The organism is Pseudoalteromonas marina, from assembly GCF_000238335.3.
Classification (GTDB): Bacteria; Pseudomonadota; Gammaproteobacteria; order Enterobacterales; family Alteromonadaceae; genus Pseudoalteromonas; species Pseudoalteromonas marina.
In genome coordinates, this window is the sequence record NZ_AHCB03000010.1 from 191,721 (window position 1) to 207,552 (window position 15,832).

The 15,832-nt window shown below is 40.3% G+C and carries 23 protein-coding genes; 18 read left to right on the forward strand and 5 right to left on the reverse strand.

The genetic code is table 11. The features are described from left to right. Window positions 1-171: 171 nt before the first annotated feature. The 5 genes from PMAN_RS15285 to PMAN_RS15305 form a co-directional block, all read right to left on the reverse strand. The gene (locus tag PMAN_RS15285) at window positions 172-837 is read right to left on the reverse strand and encodes a hypothetical protein (RefSeq protein WP_010557714.1); all 666 of its coding nucleotides are present in this window, start codon (window positions 835-837) and stop codon (window positions 172-174) included. Between the two features lie 169 nt (window positions 838-1,006). After that, a complete protein-coding gene (locus tag PMAN_RS15290) occupies window positions 1,007-1,693 on the reverse strand; it encodes a TorF family putative porin (protein ID WP_010557713.1) in 687 nt (228 codons plus the stop codon). A gap of 281 nt (window positions 1,694-1,974) precedes the next feature. Further along, window positions 1,975-3,138 (reverse strand): hypothetical protein, encoded by a 1,164-nt coding sequence (locus tag PMAN_RS15295; RefSeq protein WP_010557712.1) that lies wholly within the window; start codon window positions 3,136-3,138, stop codon window positions 1,975-1,977. 139 nt (window positions 3,139-3,277) lie between these two features. Next, window positions 3,278-3,478, reverse strand: coding sequence for a helix-turn-helix transcriptional regulator (locus tag PMAN_RS15300; RefSeq protein ID WP_010557711.1), 201 nt, complete (start codon window positions 3,476-3,478; stop codon window positions 3,278-3,280). An 8-nt stretch (window positions 3,479-3,486) separates the two neighbouring features. Beyond that, window positions 3,487-3,912, reverse strand: coding sequence for a hypothetical protein (locus PMAN_RS15305; RefSeq protein WP_010557710.1), 426 nt, complete (start codon window positions 3,910-3,912; stop codon window positions 3,487-3,489). A gap of 213 nt (window positions 3,913-4,125) precedes the next feature. Between PMAN_RS15305 and PMAN_RS15310 the strand changes: the two genes are divergently transcribed. The 18 genes from PMAN_RS15310 to rplQ all read left to right on the forward strand — a co-directional run bounded on the left by PMAN_RS15310 (window position 4,126) and on the right by rplQ (window position 14,857). After that, window positions 4,126-6,108, forward strand: coding sequence for an AsmA family protein (locus PMAN_RS15310; protein ID WP_010557709.1), 1,983 nt, complete (start codon window positions 4,126-4,128; stop codon window positions 6,106-6,108). Window positions 6,109-6,380: 272 nt separating this feature from the next. Further along, window positions 6,381-6,749: a 50S ribosomal protein L14 gene (gene rplN / locus PMAN_RS15315; RefSeq protein WP_002959498.1), complete on the forward strand. Its 369-nt coding sequence runs from the start codon at window positions 6,381-6,383 to the stop codon at window positions 6,747-6,749. 10 nt (window positions 6,750-6,759) lie between these two features. Beyond that, window positions 6,760-7,074: a 50S ribosomal protein L24 gene (gene rplX, locus PMAN_RS15320; RefSeq protein WP_006794243.1), complete on the forward strand. Its 315-nt coding sequence runs from the start codon at window positions 6,760-6,762 to the stop codon at window positions 7,072-7,074. Window positions 7,075-7,090: 16 nt separating this feature from the next. Beyond that, window positions 7,091-7,630: a 50S ribosomal protein L5 gene (gene rplE, locus PMAN_RS15325; RefSeq protein WP_006794244.1), complete on the forward strand. Its 540-nt coding sequence runs from the start codon at window positions 7,091-7,093 to the stop codon at window positions 7,628-7,630. Window positions 7,631-7,640: 10 nt separating this feature from the next. Beyond that, entirely contained in the window at window positions 7,641-7,946 is a 306-nt protein-coding gene (gene rpsN / locus PMAN_RS15330; RefSeq protein ID WP_006794245.1) for a 30S ribosomal protein S14, read from the forward strand. A 21-nt stretch (window positions 7,947-7,967) separates the two neighbouring features. Continuing rightward, entirely contained in the window at window positions 7,968-8,360 is a 393-nt protein-coding gene (gene rpsH / locus PMAN_RS15335) for a 30S ribosomal protein S8 (RefSeq protein WP_006794246.1), read from the forward strand. Between the two features lie 13 nt (window positions 8,361-8,373). Further along, a complete protein-coding gene (gene rplF / locus PMAN_RS15340; RefSeq protein ID WP_006794247.1) occupies window positions 8,374-8,907 on the forward strand; it encodes a 50S ribosomal protein L6 in 534 nt (177 codons plus the stop codon). Window positions 8,908-8,916: 9 nt separating this feature from the next. Continuing rightward, window positions 8,917-9,267 carry a 50S ribosomal protein L18 gene (gene rplR / locus PMAN_RS15345; protein ID WP_006794248.1) on the forward strand — a complete coding sequence of 117 codons (351 nt, stop codon included), beginning with the start codon at window positions 8,917-8,919 and terminating at the stop codon, window positions 9,265-9,267. A 9-nt stretch (window positions 9,268-9,276) separates the two neighbouring features. Beyond that, the gene (rpsE, locus tag PMAN_RS15350; protein WP_006794249.1) at window positions 9,277-9,783 is read left to right on the forward strand and encodes a 30S ribosomal protein S5; all 507 of its coding nucleotides are present in this window, start codon (window positions 9,277-9,279) and stop codon (window positions 9,781-9,783) included. Window positions 9,784-9,785: 2 nt separating this feature from the next. Then, window positions 9,786-9,968, forward strand: coding sequence for a 50S ribosomal protein L30 (gene rpmD, locus PMAN_RS15355; RefSeq protein WP_002959482.1), 183 nt, complete (start codon window positions 9,786-9,788; stop codon window positions 9,966-9,968). A 4-nt stretch (window positions 9,969-9,972) separates the two neighbouring features. After that, window positions 9,973-10,407 (forward strand): 50S ribosomal protein L15, encoded by a 435-nt coding sequence (gene rplO, locus PMAN_RS15360; RefSeq protein WP_006794250.1) that lies wholly within the window; start codon window positions 9,973-9,975, stop codon window positions 10,405-10,407. A gap of 10 nt (window positions 10,408-10,417) precedes the next feature. Then, entirely contained in the window at window positions 10,418-11,746 is a 1,329-nt protein-coding gene (secY, locus tag PMAN_RS15365) for a preprotein translocase subunit SecY (RefSeq protein WP_006794251.1), read from the forward strand. A gap of 22 nt (window positions 11,747-11,768) precedes the next feature. Further along, window positions 11,769-11,882 (forward strand): 50S ribosomal protein L36, encoded by a 114-nt coding sequence (gene rpmJ / locus PMAN_RS15370; RefSeq protein ID WP_002959476.1) that lies wholly within the window; start codon window positions 11,769-11,771, stop codon window positions 11,880-11,882. A gap of 125 nt (window positions 11,883-12,007) precedes the next feature. After that, a complete protein-coding gene (rpsM, locus tag PMAN_RS15375; RefSeq protein WP_006794252.1) occupies window positions 12,008-12,364 on the forward strand; it encodes a 30S ribosomal protein S13 in 357 nt (118 codons plus the stop codon). 12 nt (window positions 12,365-12,376) lie between these two features. Beyond that, window positions 12,377-12,763, forward strand: coding sequence for a 30S ribosomal protein S11 (gene rpsK / locus PMAN_RS15380; RefSeq protein ID WP_002959471.1), 387 nt, complete (start codon window positions 12,377-12,379; stop codon window positions 12,761-12,763). Window positions 12,764-12,784: 21 nt separating this feature from the next. Then, on the forward strand, window positions 12,785-13,405 hold the full coding sequence (rpsD, locus tag PMAN_RS15385) for a 30S ribosomal protein S4 (RefSeq protein WP_002959461.1): 621 nt from the start codon (window positions 12,785-12,787) through the stop codon (window positions 13,403-13,405). A 24-nt stretch (window positions 13,406-13,429) separates the two neighbouring features. Continuing rightward, window positions 13,430-14,416, forward strand: a complete 987-nt coding sequence (locus PMAN_RS15390) for a DNA-directed RNA polymerase subunit alpha (protein ID WP_008127834.1) — start codon at window positions 13,430-13,432, stop codon at window positions 14,414-14,416. A gap of 39 nt (window positions 14,417-14,455) precedes the next feature. After that, window positions 14,456-14,857 carry a 50S ribosomal protein L17 gene (gene rplQ, locus PMAN_RS15395; protein WP_006794892.1) on the forward strand — a complete coding sequence of 134 codons (402 nt, stop codon included), beginning with the start codon at window positions 14,456-14,458 and terminating at the stop codon, window positions 14,855-14,857. Window positions 14,858-15,832 lie beyond the last annotated feature (975 nt).

Sequence of the window (15,832 nt, forward strand, 5' to 3'; positions counted from 1 at the left end):
AATTGTAACCGATTGTTAACAAGGGTGGGCATTATAAAAGTAATTAATAAAAGACGTATTGTTAAGCTCTATAGTTGCCAGATGGTTTTAATATGATTGAGCCATAAGGAGTGGGGCTTAATAATCACGTTGTTATGGCTGTATCTAATGCAAATACAGCCATTTATTTAATTAGCTATCAGATAAACTCAGACCGCTAGGGTTATCTGTTGCGATATACAATGCTTTTAGTTTTTTATCACCACTTTCGGTTTCAGTGAATTGCTGAAAAGAATAGTTTTTAGAAAAGCTTGAAAGGGTGTCAATAGATGCTTGGTTACTACTTTGCGTATAAGTAAGTTCTATCGCGCAAACCTTTCCTGCACACTCTAAGTCTTGCTGTAAAATGGTAACGTCTTTTAATTCATTTATAATAAATTCGTTTAACTTATCTTTACGTATCTGGGCAACTTCAGAGTATTCAATATCAGACATGCGTTGCAGTAATAGTGAAGTGTCATTTTTAAATACGTCATCTAATGCTTTTTTTGACACAAACTCTTTGCCATTTTCGGAAGAGACAAACTCATCAGAAAATACTTCAGCAGTTAAGACTTGTTGCTCTGGTTTATCTAACTGTTCTTGTGTTGTTGAATTGCTTTTATCGGTGATGCGCAACACGTTTTTACCTGTAGATAAAGTTTGTATGGGCTTCATATCAATTACTGGGATGTTTTTGTTGGATTCGATAGCTGATTGTTGAACCGATAGATTAGGCTCTGGTGAGTAATGTAATGTGAAGATAATCGCAAAACTAACTGCAATAACAGAAATAGTAATTAACACTTTATGTTTCATTTTTACTGTCCTTAGTAATCAAAAGCCTAAGCTTTGAAAAGTCCAATTCAACTTAACATAGTAAGAACCTACCTTCTAGGTATACAGTCATGAATACTTAAACAAATTTGCCTTAGTATAAAAAAAGGGCCAAATGGCCCTTCAGTTGCAGCAAGTAACACATGTTTGTTTATAGGCTGAAGTCTACAGCGTAAGCAACGTAAACTTTTACATCTGACTCGTCCATATCAGTGTCTGATACGCCAAATGTGAATCCATCTTTTGACACAGACACACCGTAATCAATGATGTCTTCGTCACCAATAAAATCGCCAGAATAATGACCTATGTGTAAAGCCATTTCTGTACCATTGCTGCCTACGGCAAAGCCGTAATCAGCTGTCAAATAAAGTGAGTCACCAAAGTCTGTACCGTCACCACTTGCAGCAGATGTAGCAAGCACTGATGCACCAAAGGTAAAGCCTTCAACACTGATGCTACCGTAAACTTCTGAAAAATCAGCATCTGCGCTTGATGCCGCGTCTGGGTAAGCATAATAAATGTAACCTACATCGTAGCTAACACCTTCGCTAATATCGCCACCAAAGCCTGCGTAAAAATCTAGCTCGTAGGTCATTTCGTCAGCCCAAGATGCATTAGATACCCATGTACCAGCATAAAACCCAGATTCGTCAGCGTAATCAATACCACCAGAAATAGCAGCGTCGCCGCCAGTTTGTTCTTGTCCACGCCATAAGTAATTTGAGGTAGCTGCTACATTCGCAGATACTTCAGCATTTACTGCTGTTGATGTAAGTGACGTTGCAGCCATTAATGCCACGGCGCTAAAAGCGATTGTTTTTTTTAGTTTTAACATGTTCCATTTCCCGTTATATGATTATTTGCATAGGAAGGCTTTTATTATGAAGTACCGTAGCCTTTTGATTTATGCGTTTTTATTGTTTAACTGAGAATAGAATTGCACTGTGTGTGCCAGCTTGGTTTATTTTGTTTTAAAATTAAATTTTATATTTTATTAACAATGACTTGCGTTTGGGGTGGGTGCTTTAGATTATGCGGAAGAAATATTTTATCGCACATCGCTGGTGCATAAAATAATCAAGCTGCACCATGAAAGTACAGCTTGTTTAGAATTATTTAGCCAAATATGGTGCGCATTAGACTAATTGTTTCGTTTACACTGCGGCCTTTTTGAACTTCGCTGATTATTGAGTCGCGTTTGCTACGAATATGCTCAGGAATATCATCGGCAGCCAAAGCGCGGTCAACTAAAATTTCAGCAGACTCTTTACCTCTGCGTTGTGTTTTACCCGTTTTAGTGGTGCTACGCTTTGGTTTATTAAGTAATTTAATATAGTTAGAGCTATCTGGTGTTTTGTTATCCGCGTAGTAAAAAAAGCACGGAATAAGCGCTTTAATTGACACTAGTTGCTCTTCTAGTTCATTTGAAGCATTTGCCATTTTGTACCATGACATAGCTTGAATGCCTTTTACAATATCTTGCCAGTAACGCTCAAAATCACTATTTTTAAGTTTAGTAACCGCAAGTGCTGAGCATAATGCGTCTAAACGGCTATTTGTAATTGGCGTAAAAATATCAGGGCGACGCATTGCAAGTAGTCGTGTTGCCGGAGCAAGAGTTGGCTTTTCACTGCTATCAGTAAATATTTTGCTATAAGCAGCTACAAACTGTTGGTACTCGTAATGGGTAATGTCACCTTCAAGAGGAATATTAGCCAGTGCTTCATCAAACGCACCCGGTAAATCACCAATGAGTTGGTGGAAAACTTTAGCACTCTTAGTTGATGCAAACCACTCAACATCAAAATCGTAAGTGCTTGGATCAAGTGAAGCCATATGCTTGCCAGTAAAAGCAAGAAGGTCTTCAGGGATCATGTCTTTTAATGATTGCTCACGAATACTTTTTACGTAACTTGCTAAACGAAGTTGTTCATCAAGTGCAATAACGTCTTTATGTTGCTCTATAAATACACTTACCACAGGCCAAGGGGCTACACGAAGCGTTTTAACTTGTAAAAAGCTGATAGCCGAAATAAGCTGATCATGCAGTTTTTTAAGAACAGGTAGCTGTTGCGGCTCAAGTAAGTCGTAGTTAATACGATCTCTGCTTGCGTTTAATAGCTCGTAACACCAAGGTAAAAAATCATCAGGATGGTTTTCTACTTTCACGGCCATAAGGTTAAGGCTTAATTCTGAAGATTGTTTCAGAATGTTCTGATAGATTTGATTTTCTTGCTCGCCTAGTGTCATTTTTGACGGTGAAATTAGCAGTTTTTTCATGCCTTGTAGATACTCCGGATTTATATATATGTATTAGCATTGCTTATTTTAGCTCAAATACACTAATAACAACAGCGCTGTCCTGCGCGCTGCATTATTATGGTGTTTAAAATCGGGGTTAATCTAACCAGCTCGGTTATTAATCAGCCTCTTCTAATATGAAGAGGCTTTCAACTGATGCGTGAAAATGAGCTGCGATTTTAAGGGCTATAATGACCGACGGCGTAAATCGATTTGTTTCTACTGTACTTATTGTTTTACGTGAAACGCTAATAGCATCGGCAAGTTCTTGCTGTGAAAGCCCCGCCTCTTTACGAAATTTTGCTATGTTATTTTGCACTTTGACTCCTAATCACGGCTCTGCCAAAGGGTTGATACTCCATATACTAAGAGCATAATACCTAAGTAAAATATTGCCATATTTGCATGCGAAACCTCGCTAGGTATTGAATCGTTATTATACAAAACACCAATAAGACAAACTCCAAATGCACAACTTGTATGTTTATAGGCATTAATGTCAATGGTGTTTAGAAACTCATCTTTATAAGCATATTTAAAATACATTTTTAGCGGAAAGCTTGCTTTAATCATAAAAATTGCAGTTACAACCATATAAAATAAAACGCTCATTCCAACAACTATCATCTCTTCTATATTATGGTTAGTTAGTGAGTAAACACTGAGAAGTAAACAAACTACGCCAGCGCTTATACAAAACCGTATATTTTGTCTCATAAATTGTTCTTCTGTTTTAATATCTTGTTGTTTCATAGTATTCATCCTTTAATAGTATTTGATTTCTTGTAACCTCTGGGGTATCAATGAGTCAATTATTTTTTGTAACCTAAAGGTATCAGAATGTTTCAGGAACGATTCATATGAAATAAGTAAACTGCTTTTATGAGCTTTTTTTATCTACAGCAATGCTTTTAGGCTTAACACTCGCTATGATAAAAACATAATTTGACCGCTTAAAGGACGAACATGAAAACCTTACTCAAAATTTTTGGTGTAATACTCTTACTCTGTATTGCTTTAATTGTGGCAGCGCCTTTTTTAATTCCTACCGATACCATTTTTAATAAAGTATCAGAGGAAGTTCAAAAAACGACGGGAAGAACGCTAACAATTAATGGTGACAAAACGCTTAGTGTGTTTCCTGCACTAAAGTTAGAGTTGAATGATGTCCACTTTGCTAATATGCAAACAGGTTCGCGAGCTGATATGGCAAGTATGCAGCAGCTGGCAGTACATATACCTTGGTTCTCGTTATTTGGCGGTGAGTTTAAGCTTGATAAGTTTGTTATTAACGAACCAGATATTTTATTAGAGACAGATAAAAATGGCAAAGCTAACTGGCAGTTGTTTGATGCTGTAGCAGAGCAACCTATAGAGCAACCTATAGAGCAAGCTGAGCCTGGTGAGGCAATTAAGCTGCCTGCTAACTTTGATATTGAGCTGGGTGAGGTCGCTATTTATGGCGGTACATTTACATATCTAGATGGTCAAACGGGCGCCAAGCAGCAAATTAGCGATTTAGAGCTGGCTATTTTACTTCCTTCATTACGTAAAACCCTTGAGGTTAAAGGGGGGGTTACCTATATGCAGGAGCGATTTGAACTAGATGTAAAACTCGACACTCCTGCCAAAGCGATTGAAGGTCAGGCTTTTAATGTATCGCAAAATTTAGATTCGCGCTTGGTTGAATTGACATTTAATGGCTCAATCGCAAAACAAGGGCAAGACATAAAAGGTCAATTAGCACTCAATGGCGAGTCGGTAAAAAATATTGCTAAATGGCAGGGGGTTGACCTAAATGCGAAATATAATGCGTTTAATGCATTTAGTGTAAATGGTAAAATGCATTTACTGGGTGAAAAATTCAAACTTGAAGAGTTAACTGCAACGCTTGATGAACTTCAAATTAAAGGTAAAAGCGAAATTAGTTTAGGTAATCGTTTAGCCATTAATGCAAATGTAGATTTGGGGATGCTCGATCTTAATCCCTATTTGCCAGATGCCGTTGCTAAAAAAGAACAGCCGACTGAAGGCGATAGCAAACCGGCAGAGCCAATTGTTTGGGATGACACTCAAATTGATTTAAGCGCCCTTAAAGCACAAGATGCTAATGTAGTAATTCGTTCTAGTGGATTAATAGCAAATGATATAAAGCTGGGTGCGAACCAGTTTACAGTGGCGCTAAATAAAGGTGTAGCTAAATTAAGTTTAGATAGCTTTTCAGCCTATGAAGGCGCTGGTAAAGGTGTAATTACGATTGATGCTCAAAATGCGCCTTATAAAATAGCTACAAACTTTAATTTAACAGATATAAATGCCCAGCCGTTATTAACTGATGCAACCGGTTTTGACAAGGTACTCGGTAGAGGTTCTTTAAATTGGAATTTATCTACAGCTGGACAAAGTCAAAAATCGTTTATCGATGCGCTAAATGGTAAGTTGGCATTTGAGTTTGCAGATGGTGCTGTAAAAGGGGCGAACATTGCTGAAATGGTTCGTAAAGGTAAAGAGATTATATCTGGTAATTTTGGCGCCGCTTCTGAAGGATTAGATACTGGCTTTGAAGAGGCAGAACAAACAGATTTTTCTGCGCTTACAGGTAGCTTTAATTTTATTAAAGGTGTTGGACGCAATACTGACCTTTCACTAATTAGCCCTCTGATTCGTATTTCCGGTGAAGGAGATGTGGATTTACCTCTCACTAAAGTTGATTACCGTTTGGTAACAGGGATTGTAGATTCAATAGAAGGTCAAGGCACTACCGATGACAGTACAGGCTTTAAAATACCGTTACGCATAAAAGGACCATTTCACGATGTGGGAATTAAACTTGATGTAAGTAATGCCTTAAAAGATGAAGCAAAAAAGAAACTCGATGACGCAAAAGAAAAAGCGAAAGAGAAAGCCAAAGATAAAGTAAAAGACAAATTAAAGGGACTATTTGGCTAAGTAACCACTAGTAAAATAAACAAGGCACTTTTTAAGTGCCTTGTTTATTTTATAACCATTGAAAAAATAGTCACATAGCTTTAGCAACGTTAATAAAATCCCCTCAGTCCTTAAATTAATTAAAAAATAACCTATCGCTACATGCTCAATGCTGGTACAATTGCCCGCCCTTAAGAGACAACTCGTTTGTTTTTGAGTGGGATTTAATCGAAATGTCTTGATTTTAAACAATTTTAAGACACGTTGTAATTACTACACCGGAGGTCATTAACATGATCCAAATGCAAACTCAGCTGGAAGTTGCTGATAACAGCGGCGCTCGCAAAGTGCAGTGTATAAAAGTCCTTGGTGGTTCACACCGTCGCTACGCAGCGATTGGCGACATCATTAAAGTTTCTGTAAAAGAAGCTATTCCTCGCGGTAAAGTGAAGAAAGGTGATGTTAAAAACGCGGTAGTTGTGCGTACCAGAAAAGGTGTTCGCCGTCCAGATGGTTCTCTGATCCGTTTCGACAGCAACGCGGCTGTTATCTTAAATGATAACTTGCAGCCAATTGGTACACGTATTTTCGGCCCTGTGACTCGCGAACTTCGTAATGACAAGTTCATGAAAATCGTTTCACTAGCCCCAGAAGTACTGTAAGGAGCCAATCATGGCAGCAAAAATCCGTCGTGGTGACGAAGTAATCGTACTAGCAGGTAAAGACAAAGGTAAGCGCGGTAAGGTGCTTTCAGTTGTTACTGAATCTGGTCGAATCTTTGTCGAAGGCATAAACTTGATCAAGAAACACCAAAAGCCGGTTCCACAATTGAACCAAGCTGGCGGCATTGTTGAGAAAGAAGCGTCTATGGACGCATCAAACGTTGCGATCTTCAACTCGGAAACGAGTAAAGCAGATCGTGTAGGTTTCAAGATTGAAGATGGTAAGAAATTACGTATCTTTAAATCTACTGGTAAAACTATCTAATAGTTGGAGTAGAATGATGGCGAAACTGCATGAAGTATATAAAGACAAAGTAGTTGCTGAGCTTCAAGAGAAGTTTGGTTTCAGCTCTGTCATGCAAGTCCCTCAGATCGAAAAGATCACATTAAATATGGGCGTGGGCGAAGCCCTAGCTGACAAGAAAATTTTAGATCACGCTGTAGCTGATTTAACTGCAATCTCTGGTCAGAAACCTTTAATCACTAAAGCACGTAAATCTGTTGCTGGCTTTAAAGTGCGTGAAGGCTACCCAATTGGTTGTAAAGTAACCCTACGCGGCGAGCGTATGTGGGACTTTTTTGAGCGTTTGGTATCAATCGCTATCCCACGTATTCGTGACTTCCGTGGCGTAAGTGCTAAGTCTTTTGATGGACGTGGTAACTACAGCATGGGCGTACGTGAACAAATCATCTTCCCAGAAATCGATTACGATAAAGTAGACCGTGTACGCGGTATGGATATCACTATCACTACTTCTGCGAAATCTGATGAGGAAGGCCGTGCGTTGTTAGAAGCGTTTAACTTCCCATTTAAGAAATAAGGGTAGGGTTATGGCAAAGAATTCTATGAAAGCGCGCGAAGCAAAGCGCACAAAACTAGTTGCTCAGTATGCTGAAAAGCGTGCTGCACTAAAAGCTATCATCAGTGATGTTAATACATCTGAAGATGATCGTTGGGACGCGGTACTTAAGCTACAAGCTTTACCTCGTGATTCTAGCCCTGCACGTCAACGTAATCGTTGTAACATTACGGGCCGCCCACATGGTTTCCTTCGCAAATTCGGCATGAGCCGTATTAAAGTTCGCGAAGCAGCTATGCGCGGTGAAATTCCTGGCCTTAAAAAGGCTAGCTGGTAATAGAATCATGGGAGTAAGACTATGAGCTTGCAAGATCCTATCGCGGATTTGTTCACACGTATCCGTAACGGTCAATCAGCGAAGAAAGTATCTGTAACGATGCCAACTTCAAAGCTGAAAGTAGCATTAGCTAAAGTACTAAAAGACGAAGGTTACATCGTAGACTACGCAGTTAACGGTGAAGTTAAACCTGAGCTTTCTATCGAGTTGAAGTACTTCGAAGGCAAAGCTGTAATTGAAAATATCCAGCGTGTAAGTCGCCCTGGTTTACGTATCTACAAGAAACGTGACGAATTACCGAAGGTAATGGGTGGTCTTGGTATCGCTATCGTATCAACTTCTAAAGGCCTAATGACAGACCGCGCAGCACGTAGTGCTGGTGTTGGTGGTGAAATCATTGGCTTTGTAGCTTAATCGGAGGGGAACTATGTCTCGCATAGCAAAGGCACCAATTAATGTTCCTGCCGGTGTAGAAGTTACATTGAAAGGCCAGGAAATCACAGTTAAAGGCAAAAACGGTGAACTTACTCGTACTATCAACGACGCAGTTGAAGTACAAGTTAACGACAACGTTATTACAACTTTACCTCGTGAAGGCGTAGCAAATGCATGGGCACAAGCAGGTACTGCTCGCGCTCTAATCAACAACATGGTTGTTGGTACGCATGAAGGTTACGAGAAGAAACTTCAGTTAGTAGGCGTTGGTTACCGTGCTGCAGCTAAGGGTAAAGTTTTAGACTTAACACTTGGTTTCTCACACCCAGTTAATTTCGCAGTTCCTGAAGGAATTACGATTGAAACTCCAAGCCAAACAGAAGTTCTAGTTAAGGGCGTAGATAAGCAGTTAGTTGGTCAAACAGCTGCTAACATTCGTGCATACCGTAAACCTGAGCCTTATAAAGGTAAAGGTGTTCGCTATTCAGATGAGAATGTACGCCGTAAAGAGGCTAAGAAGAAGTAAGGTAAGACGATGGATAAAAAAACAGCTCGTCTACGTCGTGCTAAACGCACTCGTAGAAATTATATTGAACAAGGCACAACGCGTCTTGTTATCCACCGCACGCCACGTCACATTTACGCTCAAGTAATTAATGCTGAGGGTAATGTACTGGCTGCTGCTTCTACTGTTGAGAAGGCTATTAGCGAAACAGTTAAAGGCACCGGTAACGTTGAAGCTGCGCAAGCAGTTGGCAAAGCGGTTGCTGAACGTGCGGCTGACAAAGGCATCGAAAAGATTGCTTTTGATCGCAGTGGCTTTAAATATCACGGCCGTGTGAAGGCGCTAGCTGATGCTGCGCGTGAAGCCGGTTTGCAATTCTAGGAGTAGACAATGGCTAACGTAGAAGCAAAGCAACAACAGCCTGATCTAGCTGAAAAGCTAATAGCGGTAAACCGTGTGTCTAAAGTAGTTAAAGGTGGTCGTATCTTTAGCTTTACTGCACTAACTGTAGTTGGTGATGGCGCAGGTAAAGTAGGTTTTGGTTATGGTAAAGCACGTGAAGTTCCAGCTGCTATTCAAAAAGCAATGGAAAAAGCACGTCGCAACATGATCAATGTAGACCTAAATGGCAATACATTACAGCATCCTGTTAAGGGACGTCATGCTGGCTCACTAGTGTTCATGAAACCAGCCTCTGAAGGTACTGGTATCATCGCAGGTGGTGCTATGCGTGCAGTACTAGAAGTGACTGGTGTTCAGAACGTACTATCTAAATGTTACGGTTCTACTAACCCAATCAACGTAGTACGTGCAACGATTTCGGCTCTTGAGAATATGAATTCTCCACAGTCTATCGCTGCAAAACGTGGCCTTCGCGTAGAAGAAATACTGGGGTAACCATGGCTAATCAAACTGTAAAAGTAACACAAGTAAAAAGCTCTATCGGTCGTTTACCGAAGCATAAAGCTACATTACGCGGTCTTGGTTTACGTCGTATCAATCACACTGTTGAGTTAGAAGACACAGCATGTGTACGTGGTATGATAAACAAGGTTTCTTACATGGTTAAGGTAGAGGGTTAATTTCATGCATTTGAATACACTTTCACCTGCTGCAGGTTCAAAAACTGCCCCTAAACGTGTTGGTCGTGGTATCGGTTCTGGTCTTGGTAAGACTGGTGGCCGTGGTCACAAAGGTCAAAAGTCACGTTCTGGCGGTAAAGTACGCGTTGGTTTTGAAGGCGGTCAAATGCCTATGCAACGTCGTCTACCTAAATTTGGTTTCACTTCACGCAAATCGTTAGTATCTGCAGAAGTAAACCTTTTTGAAATCGCTAAAGTTGAAGGCGATGTGGTAGACCTAAGCGCGTTACAAGCAGCTGGTCTAGTTAAAAAGAACGTTCTTTTCGTTAAAGTTGTTAAATCTGGTGAAGTTTCACGCGCTGTTACACTTAAAGGTCTTAAAGCCTCTAAGGGTGCACGCGAAGCTATTGAAGCTGCCGGAGGCAAGGTAGAAGACTAAGGAAGTACAAATGGCTAAACCAGGTCAAGATACACAAAGTGCACAAGGTGGGCTTTCGGAATTGAAGCGTCGATTACTCTTCGTATTGGGCGCTATCATAATTTACCGTCTAGGTTCATTTGTGCCGATCCCTGGGATTGACGCCGCTGTACTTGCCGATTTCTTCGAGCAACAAAAGGGCACCATTGTTGAAATGTTCAACATGTTCAGTGGTGGTGCACTTGAGCGAGCTTCAGTGTTAGCGCTGGGTATTATGCCGTATATCTCGGCTTCGATTATTACGCAACTATTAACGCATATGTATCCTCCGTTTATAGAGCTTAAGAAAGAAGGCGAGCAAGGGCGTAAAAAAATTAGCCAGTACACACGCTACGGCACGCTTGTGCTAGCTACTATTCAATCTATCGGTATTGCTACTAGCTTACCGGGCATGATGAACGGATTAGTTGTTAATCCGGGTATGGGTTTCTATTTCACCGCTGTGGTGAGCTTAGTAACTGGTACTATGTTCCTTATGTGGTTGGGTGAACAAATAACAGAACGTGGTATCGGTAACGGTATTTCAGTTCTAATATTTGTTGGTATTGTAGCTAACTTGCCGTCTGCTATTGGTTCGACAGTCGAAATGGCGCGCCAAGGTGATTTGAATGTTTTTGTACTACTTATGGTTGCGGTTATAGTATTCGCTGTTACTTATCTTGTAGTGTTTTTCGAACGTGGACAACGTCGTATTGTTGTTAACTACGCTAAACGCCAACAAGGTCGTCAAGTATTTGCTGCTCAAAGCACGCATTTACCACTAAAAGTAAACATGGCGGGTGTTATTCCACCAATCTTTGCTAGTAGTATAATTCTGTTCCCTGGTACAATTGCTAGCTGGTTCGGCCAAGGTGAAGGTCCTGTCGCTGATGCATTACAAGCTGTTGCTACAACGTTGACTCCAGGTCAACCCTTGTACTCACTTGTATTAGCTGCGGCAATTATCTTCTTCTGCTTTTTCTATACAGCGTTGGTGTTTAACCCTCGTGAAACTGCAGATAACCTTAAGAAATCTGGCGCATTTATCCCAGGTATTCGTCCAGGTGAGCAGACATCTAAATACATTGATAAAGTGATGACACGCCTGACATTGGCAGGTGCTTTGTATATAACCTTTATCTGTCTGGTGCCCGAATTCATGACTATGGCATGGCAAACGCCATTCTATTTCGGCGGTACATCAATTTTGATTATCGTTGTTGTAATCATGGACTTTATGGCACAAGTACAGACTCACCTGATGTCTCATCAGTATGATTCTGTGCTGAAAAAAGCGAACCTTAAAGGCTACGGTCGATAAGGTCAGTTTACGGAGTTGAGCAATGAAAGTACGTGCTTCCGTTAAGAAAATATGCCGTAACTGTAAAGTTATTAAACGTGCTGGTGTAGTACGCGTAATTTGCAGTGAGCCTAAGCATAAGCAAAGGCAAGGCTAAGTAAACAGTCGTGCAGGCTGAGATTTCTCGGCCTGTGTTTTTAGTAGTGATTTGGTCTTCGTTTGAGTATCCTTACGGGCTTTTCAAACTTTTGATTACCAAATTCGAATATAGGAGATGTGTTAGTGGCCCGTATTGCTGGCATTAACGTCCCTGATCATAAACATGCAGTTATTGGTTTAACAGCTATTTATGGCATAGGTAAGACTCGCTCTAAGGCTATCTTAGCAGCGACTGGTATCGCCGAGACCACAAAAATCGGTGAACTTTCTGACGAAACACTTGACGTACTGCGTGATGCAGTTGGCAAGTACACTGTTGAAGGTGACCTTCGTCGTGAAGTTACATTAAATATCAAGCGCCTTATGGACCTTGGTTGTTACCGTGGCCTACGTCACCGTCGCTCTTTACCACTACGTGGTCAAAGAACTAAGACTAACGCGCGTACCCGTAAGGGTCCTCGTAAGCCTATTAAGCGATAAGGGGATAGTATTATGGCTAAGACACCAATTCGTCGTAAAAAGGTTAAAAAACAAGTTGCTGATGGTATGGCTCATGTTCATGCTTCTTTCAACAACACTATTGTAACGATTACCGACCGTCAAGGTAATGCACTATCATGGGCTACTGCCGGTGGTTCAGGTTTCCGTGGTTCACGTAAATCTACACCATTTGCTGCTCAGGTTGCTGCAGAGCGTGCAGGTACTGCTGCTCAAGAATACGGTTTAAAAAATCTAGAAGTTTTCATCAAAGGTCCAGGTCCAGGTCGTGAATCTGCTGTACGTGCTTTGAATGCTGCTGGTTACCGTATTACAAACATTACTGACGTGACGCCAATACCACATAATGGTTGTCGTCCACCGAAGAAACGTCGCGTTTAACAATAGGTTAGGAGAAATAACATGGCAAGATATTTGGGCCCTAAGCTCAAGCTGAGTCGTCGTGAAGGTACTGACCTGTTCCTTAAGAGCGGCGTAAGAGCTATCGACTCTAAGTGTAAACTTGAGACTGCACCTGGTCAGCACGGCGCTCGTAAAGGTCGTCTATCTGATTACGGTTTACAATTACGTGAAAAGCAAAAAGTACGTCGTATCTACGGTGTATTAGAAAAGCAATTCCGTAACTACTATAAAGAAGCTGCTCGCCTTAAAGGTAATACAGGTGAAAACTTGTTACAGCTTTTAGAGCAACGTTTAGACAATGTTGTATATCGCATGGGTTTTGCTAGCACACGCGCTGAAGCTCGTCAGTTAGTAAGCCATAAAGCGATTCTAGTTAATGGTCGTGTTGTGAACATTCCTTCATACGTAATTACTCCAGAAGATACTGTAGTAATCCGTGAGAAGTCTAAGACACAAGCACGTATCATCGCTGCTCTAGAGTTGGCTGAGCAACGTGAAAAGCCGACTTGGGTTGAAGTTGACGGTAAGAAATTGGAAGGCAGCTTTAAGCGTCTACCTGAGCGTTCAGACCTGTCTGCGGACATTAATGAACAACTAATCGTCGAACTTTACTCTAAGTAAAGTTAAGAGTTAAGAGAGGATAAAATGCAGGGTTCTGTTACAGAATTTCTAAAACCAAGGTTAGTCGACATCGACGCTATAAACCCAACGCGTTCTAAAATAGTTTTAGAGCCATTAGAGCGTGGCTTTGGTCACACTCTGGGTAATGCTTTACGCCGTATATTACTTTCATCTATGCCTGGATGTGCAGTAACTGAAGTAGAAATCGACGGTGTATTACATGAGTACAGCGCGAAAGAAGGCGTTCAAGAAGACATCATTGAAATACTATTAAACCTTAAAGGTTTAGCAGTAACGTTAGAAGGCAAAGATGAAGTTTTTCTGACCCTGACTAAATCTGGTGTAGGCCCTGTTACTGCGGCTGATATTCAGCACGATGGCGATGTAACAATTGCTAATCCAGATCACGTTATCTGTAATTTAACTACAGGTAACAGCGAGATCAGCATGCGTATTCGTGTTGAGCGCGGTCGTGGTTATGTGCCGGCATCTAGTCGTTTATCCTCTGATGACGATGAGCGTCCAATTGGTAGATTGTTGCTTGATGCATCATTCAGCCCAGTTGAACGTATTGCGTACTCGGTTGAATCAGCTCGAGTTGAGCAACGTACAGATTTAGACAAATTAATCATTGATATGGAAACAAACGGTACATTAGATCCTGAAGAAGCGATCCGCCGTGCGTCTACTATCTTAGCTGAGCAATTAGATGCATTCGTAGATTTACGCGATGTAACTGAGCCAGAAGAGAAAGAAGAGAAACCAGAATTCGATCCTATTCTGCTTCGTCCAGTCGATGATCTTGAACTAACAGTACGCTCAGCAAATTGTTTGAAAGCCGAGCAAATTCAATATATCGGTGATTTAGTTCAGCGCACTGAGGTTGAGCTTCTTAAAACGCCTAATCTAGGTAAGAAGTCTCTAACTGAAATTAAAGACGTGCTAGCTTCACGTGGTCTTTCTCTAGGTATGCGCCTAGAAAACTGGCCACCTGCAAGTTTAGCTGAATAATCTAAATCACTATATTAGTTTAGTTAGAAGGATAGGGTCATGCGCCATCGTAAGAGTGGTCGTCAATTAAACCGTAACAGTAGCCATCGTAAAGCGATGTTCAGCAATATGGCAGGTTCTTTGGTGAAACATGAAATCATCAAAACTACTTTGCCAAAAGCGAAAGAGTTACGTCGTGTAATTGAACCTTTAATCACACTGGCTAAGACTGACAGTGTAGCAAACCGCCGTTTAGCGTTTGCTCGCACACGCGACAATGAAGTTGTTGGTAAATTATTCAGTGAAATCGGTCCACGTAACGCGGATCGTCCAGGTGGTTACACTCGTATTCTTAAGTGTGGCTTCCGTACTGGTGATAATGCACCAATGGCTTATATTGAACTAGTTGGTCGCCCAGCGACTAGCGAAGAAGTTCAAGAAGACGCACAGTCTGCAGAGTAAGTCTTAAAGAAACCTAAAAGCCGAGCTTATGCTCGGCTTTTTAATGCCTGGAAATTATCAATAAAATTTCTGCATTACTATATTTACCTATTACCTATTACCTATTACCTATTACCTATTACCTATTACCTATTACCTATTACCTATTACCTATTACCTATTACCTATTACCTATTACCTATTACCTATTACCTATTACCTATTACCTATTACCTATTACCTATTACCTATTACCTATTACCTATTACCTATTACCTATTACCTATTACCTATTACCTATTACCTATTACCTATTACCTATTACCTATTACCTATTACCTATTACCTATTACCTATTACCTATTACCTATTACCTATTACCTATTACCTATTACCTATTACCTATTACCTATTACCTATTACCTATTACCTATTACCTATTACCTATTACCTATTACCTATTACCTATTACCTATTACCTATTACCTATTACCTATTACCTATTACCTATTACCTATTACCTATTACCTATTACCTATTACCTATTACCTATTACCTATTACCTATTACCTATTACCTATTACCTATTACCTATTACCTATTACCTATTACCTATTACCTATTACCTATTACCTATTACCTATTACCTATTACCTATTACCTATTAGCTATTTACCACTAATCTGTAGTCATCTACAACACGGCTCTATTTCATTAATGATTTAGCTAAGTGAGTAGCATTACTATAAAAACGGTAACGTTACACCAAGAAAAAATCATAAGCTAAAAAGGTTGTCACCATAATTACCTTTCAAATAAGCACTAGAAAGATATTTATCATCATACACTTAGTAAAATGGCGTTATTAGATAAATAAAGCTTACTATTAGTTGTGTTTTTGAGCGTTTAGCTCAAATACTCATCGAACAGCATGTTTTTTCAAGTTTTCTTCAAAAAAGGGTTGATCTGTTTTCGGATCTCCCTATAATGCGACCC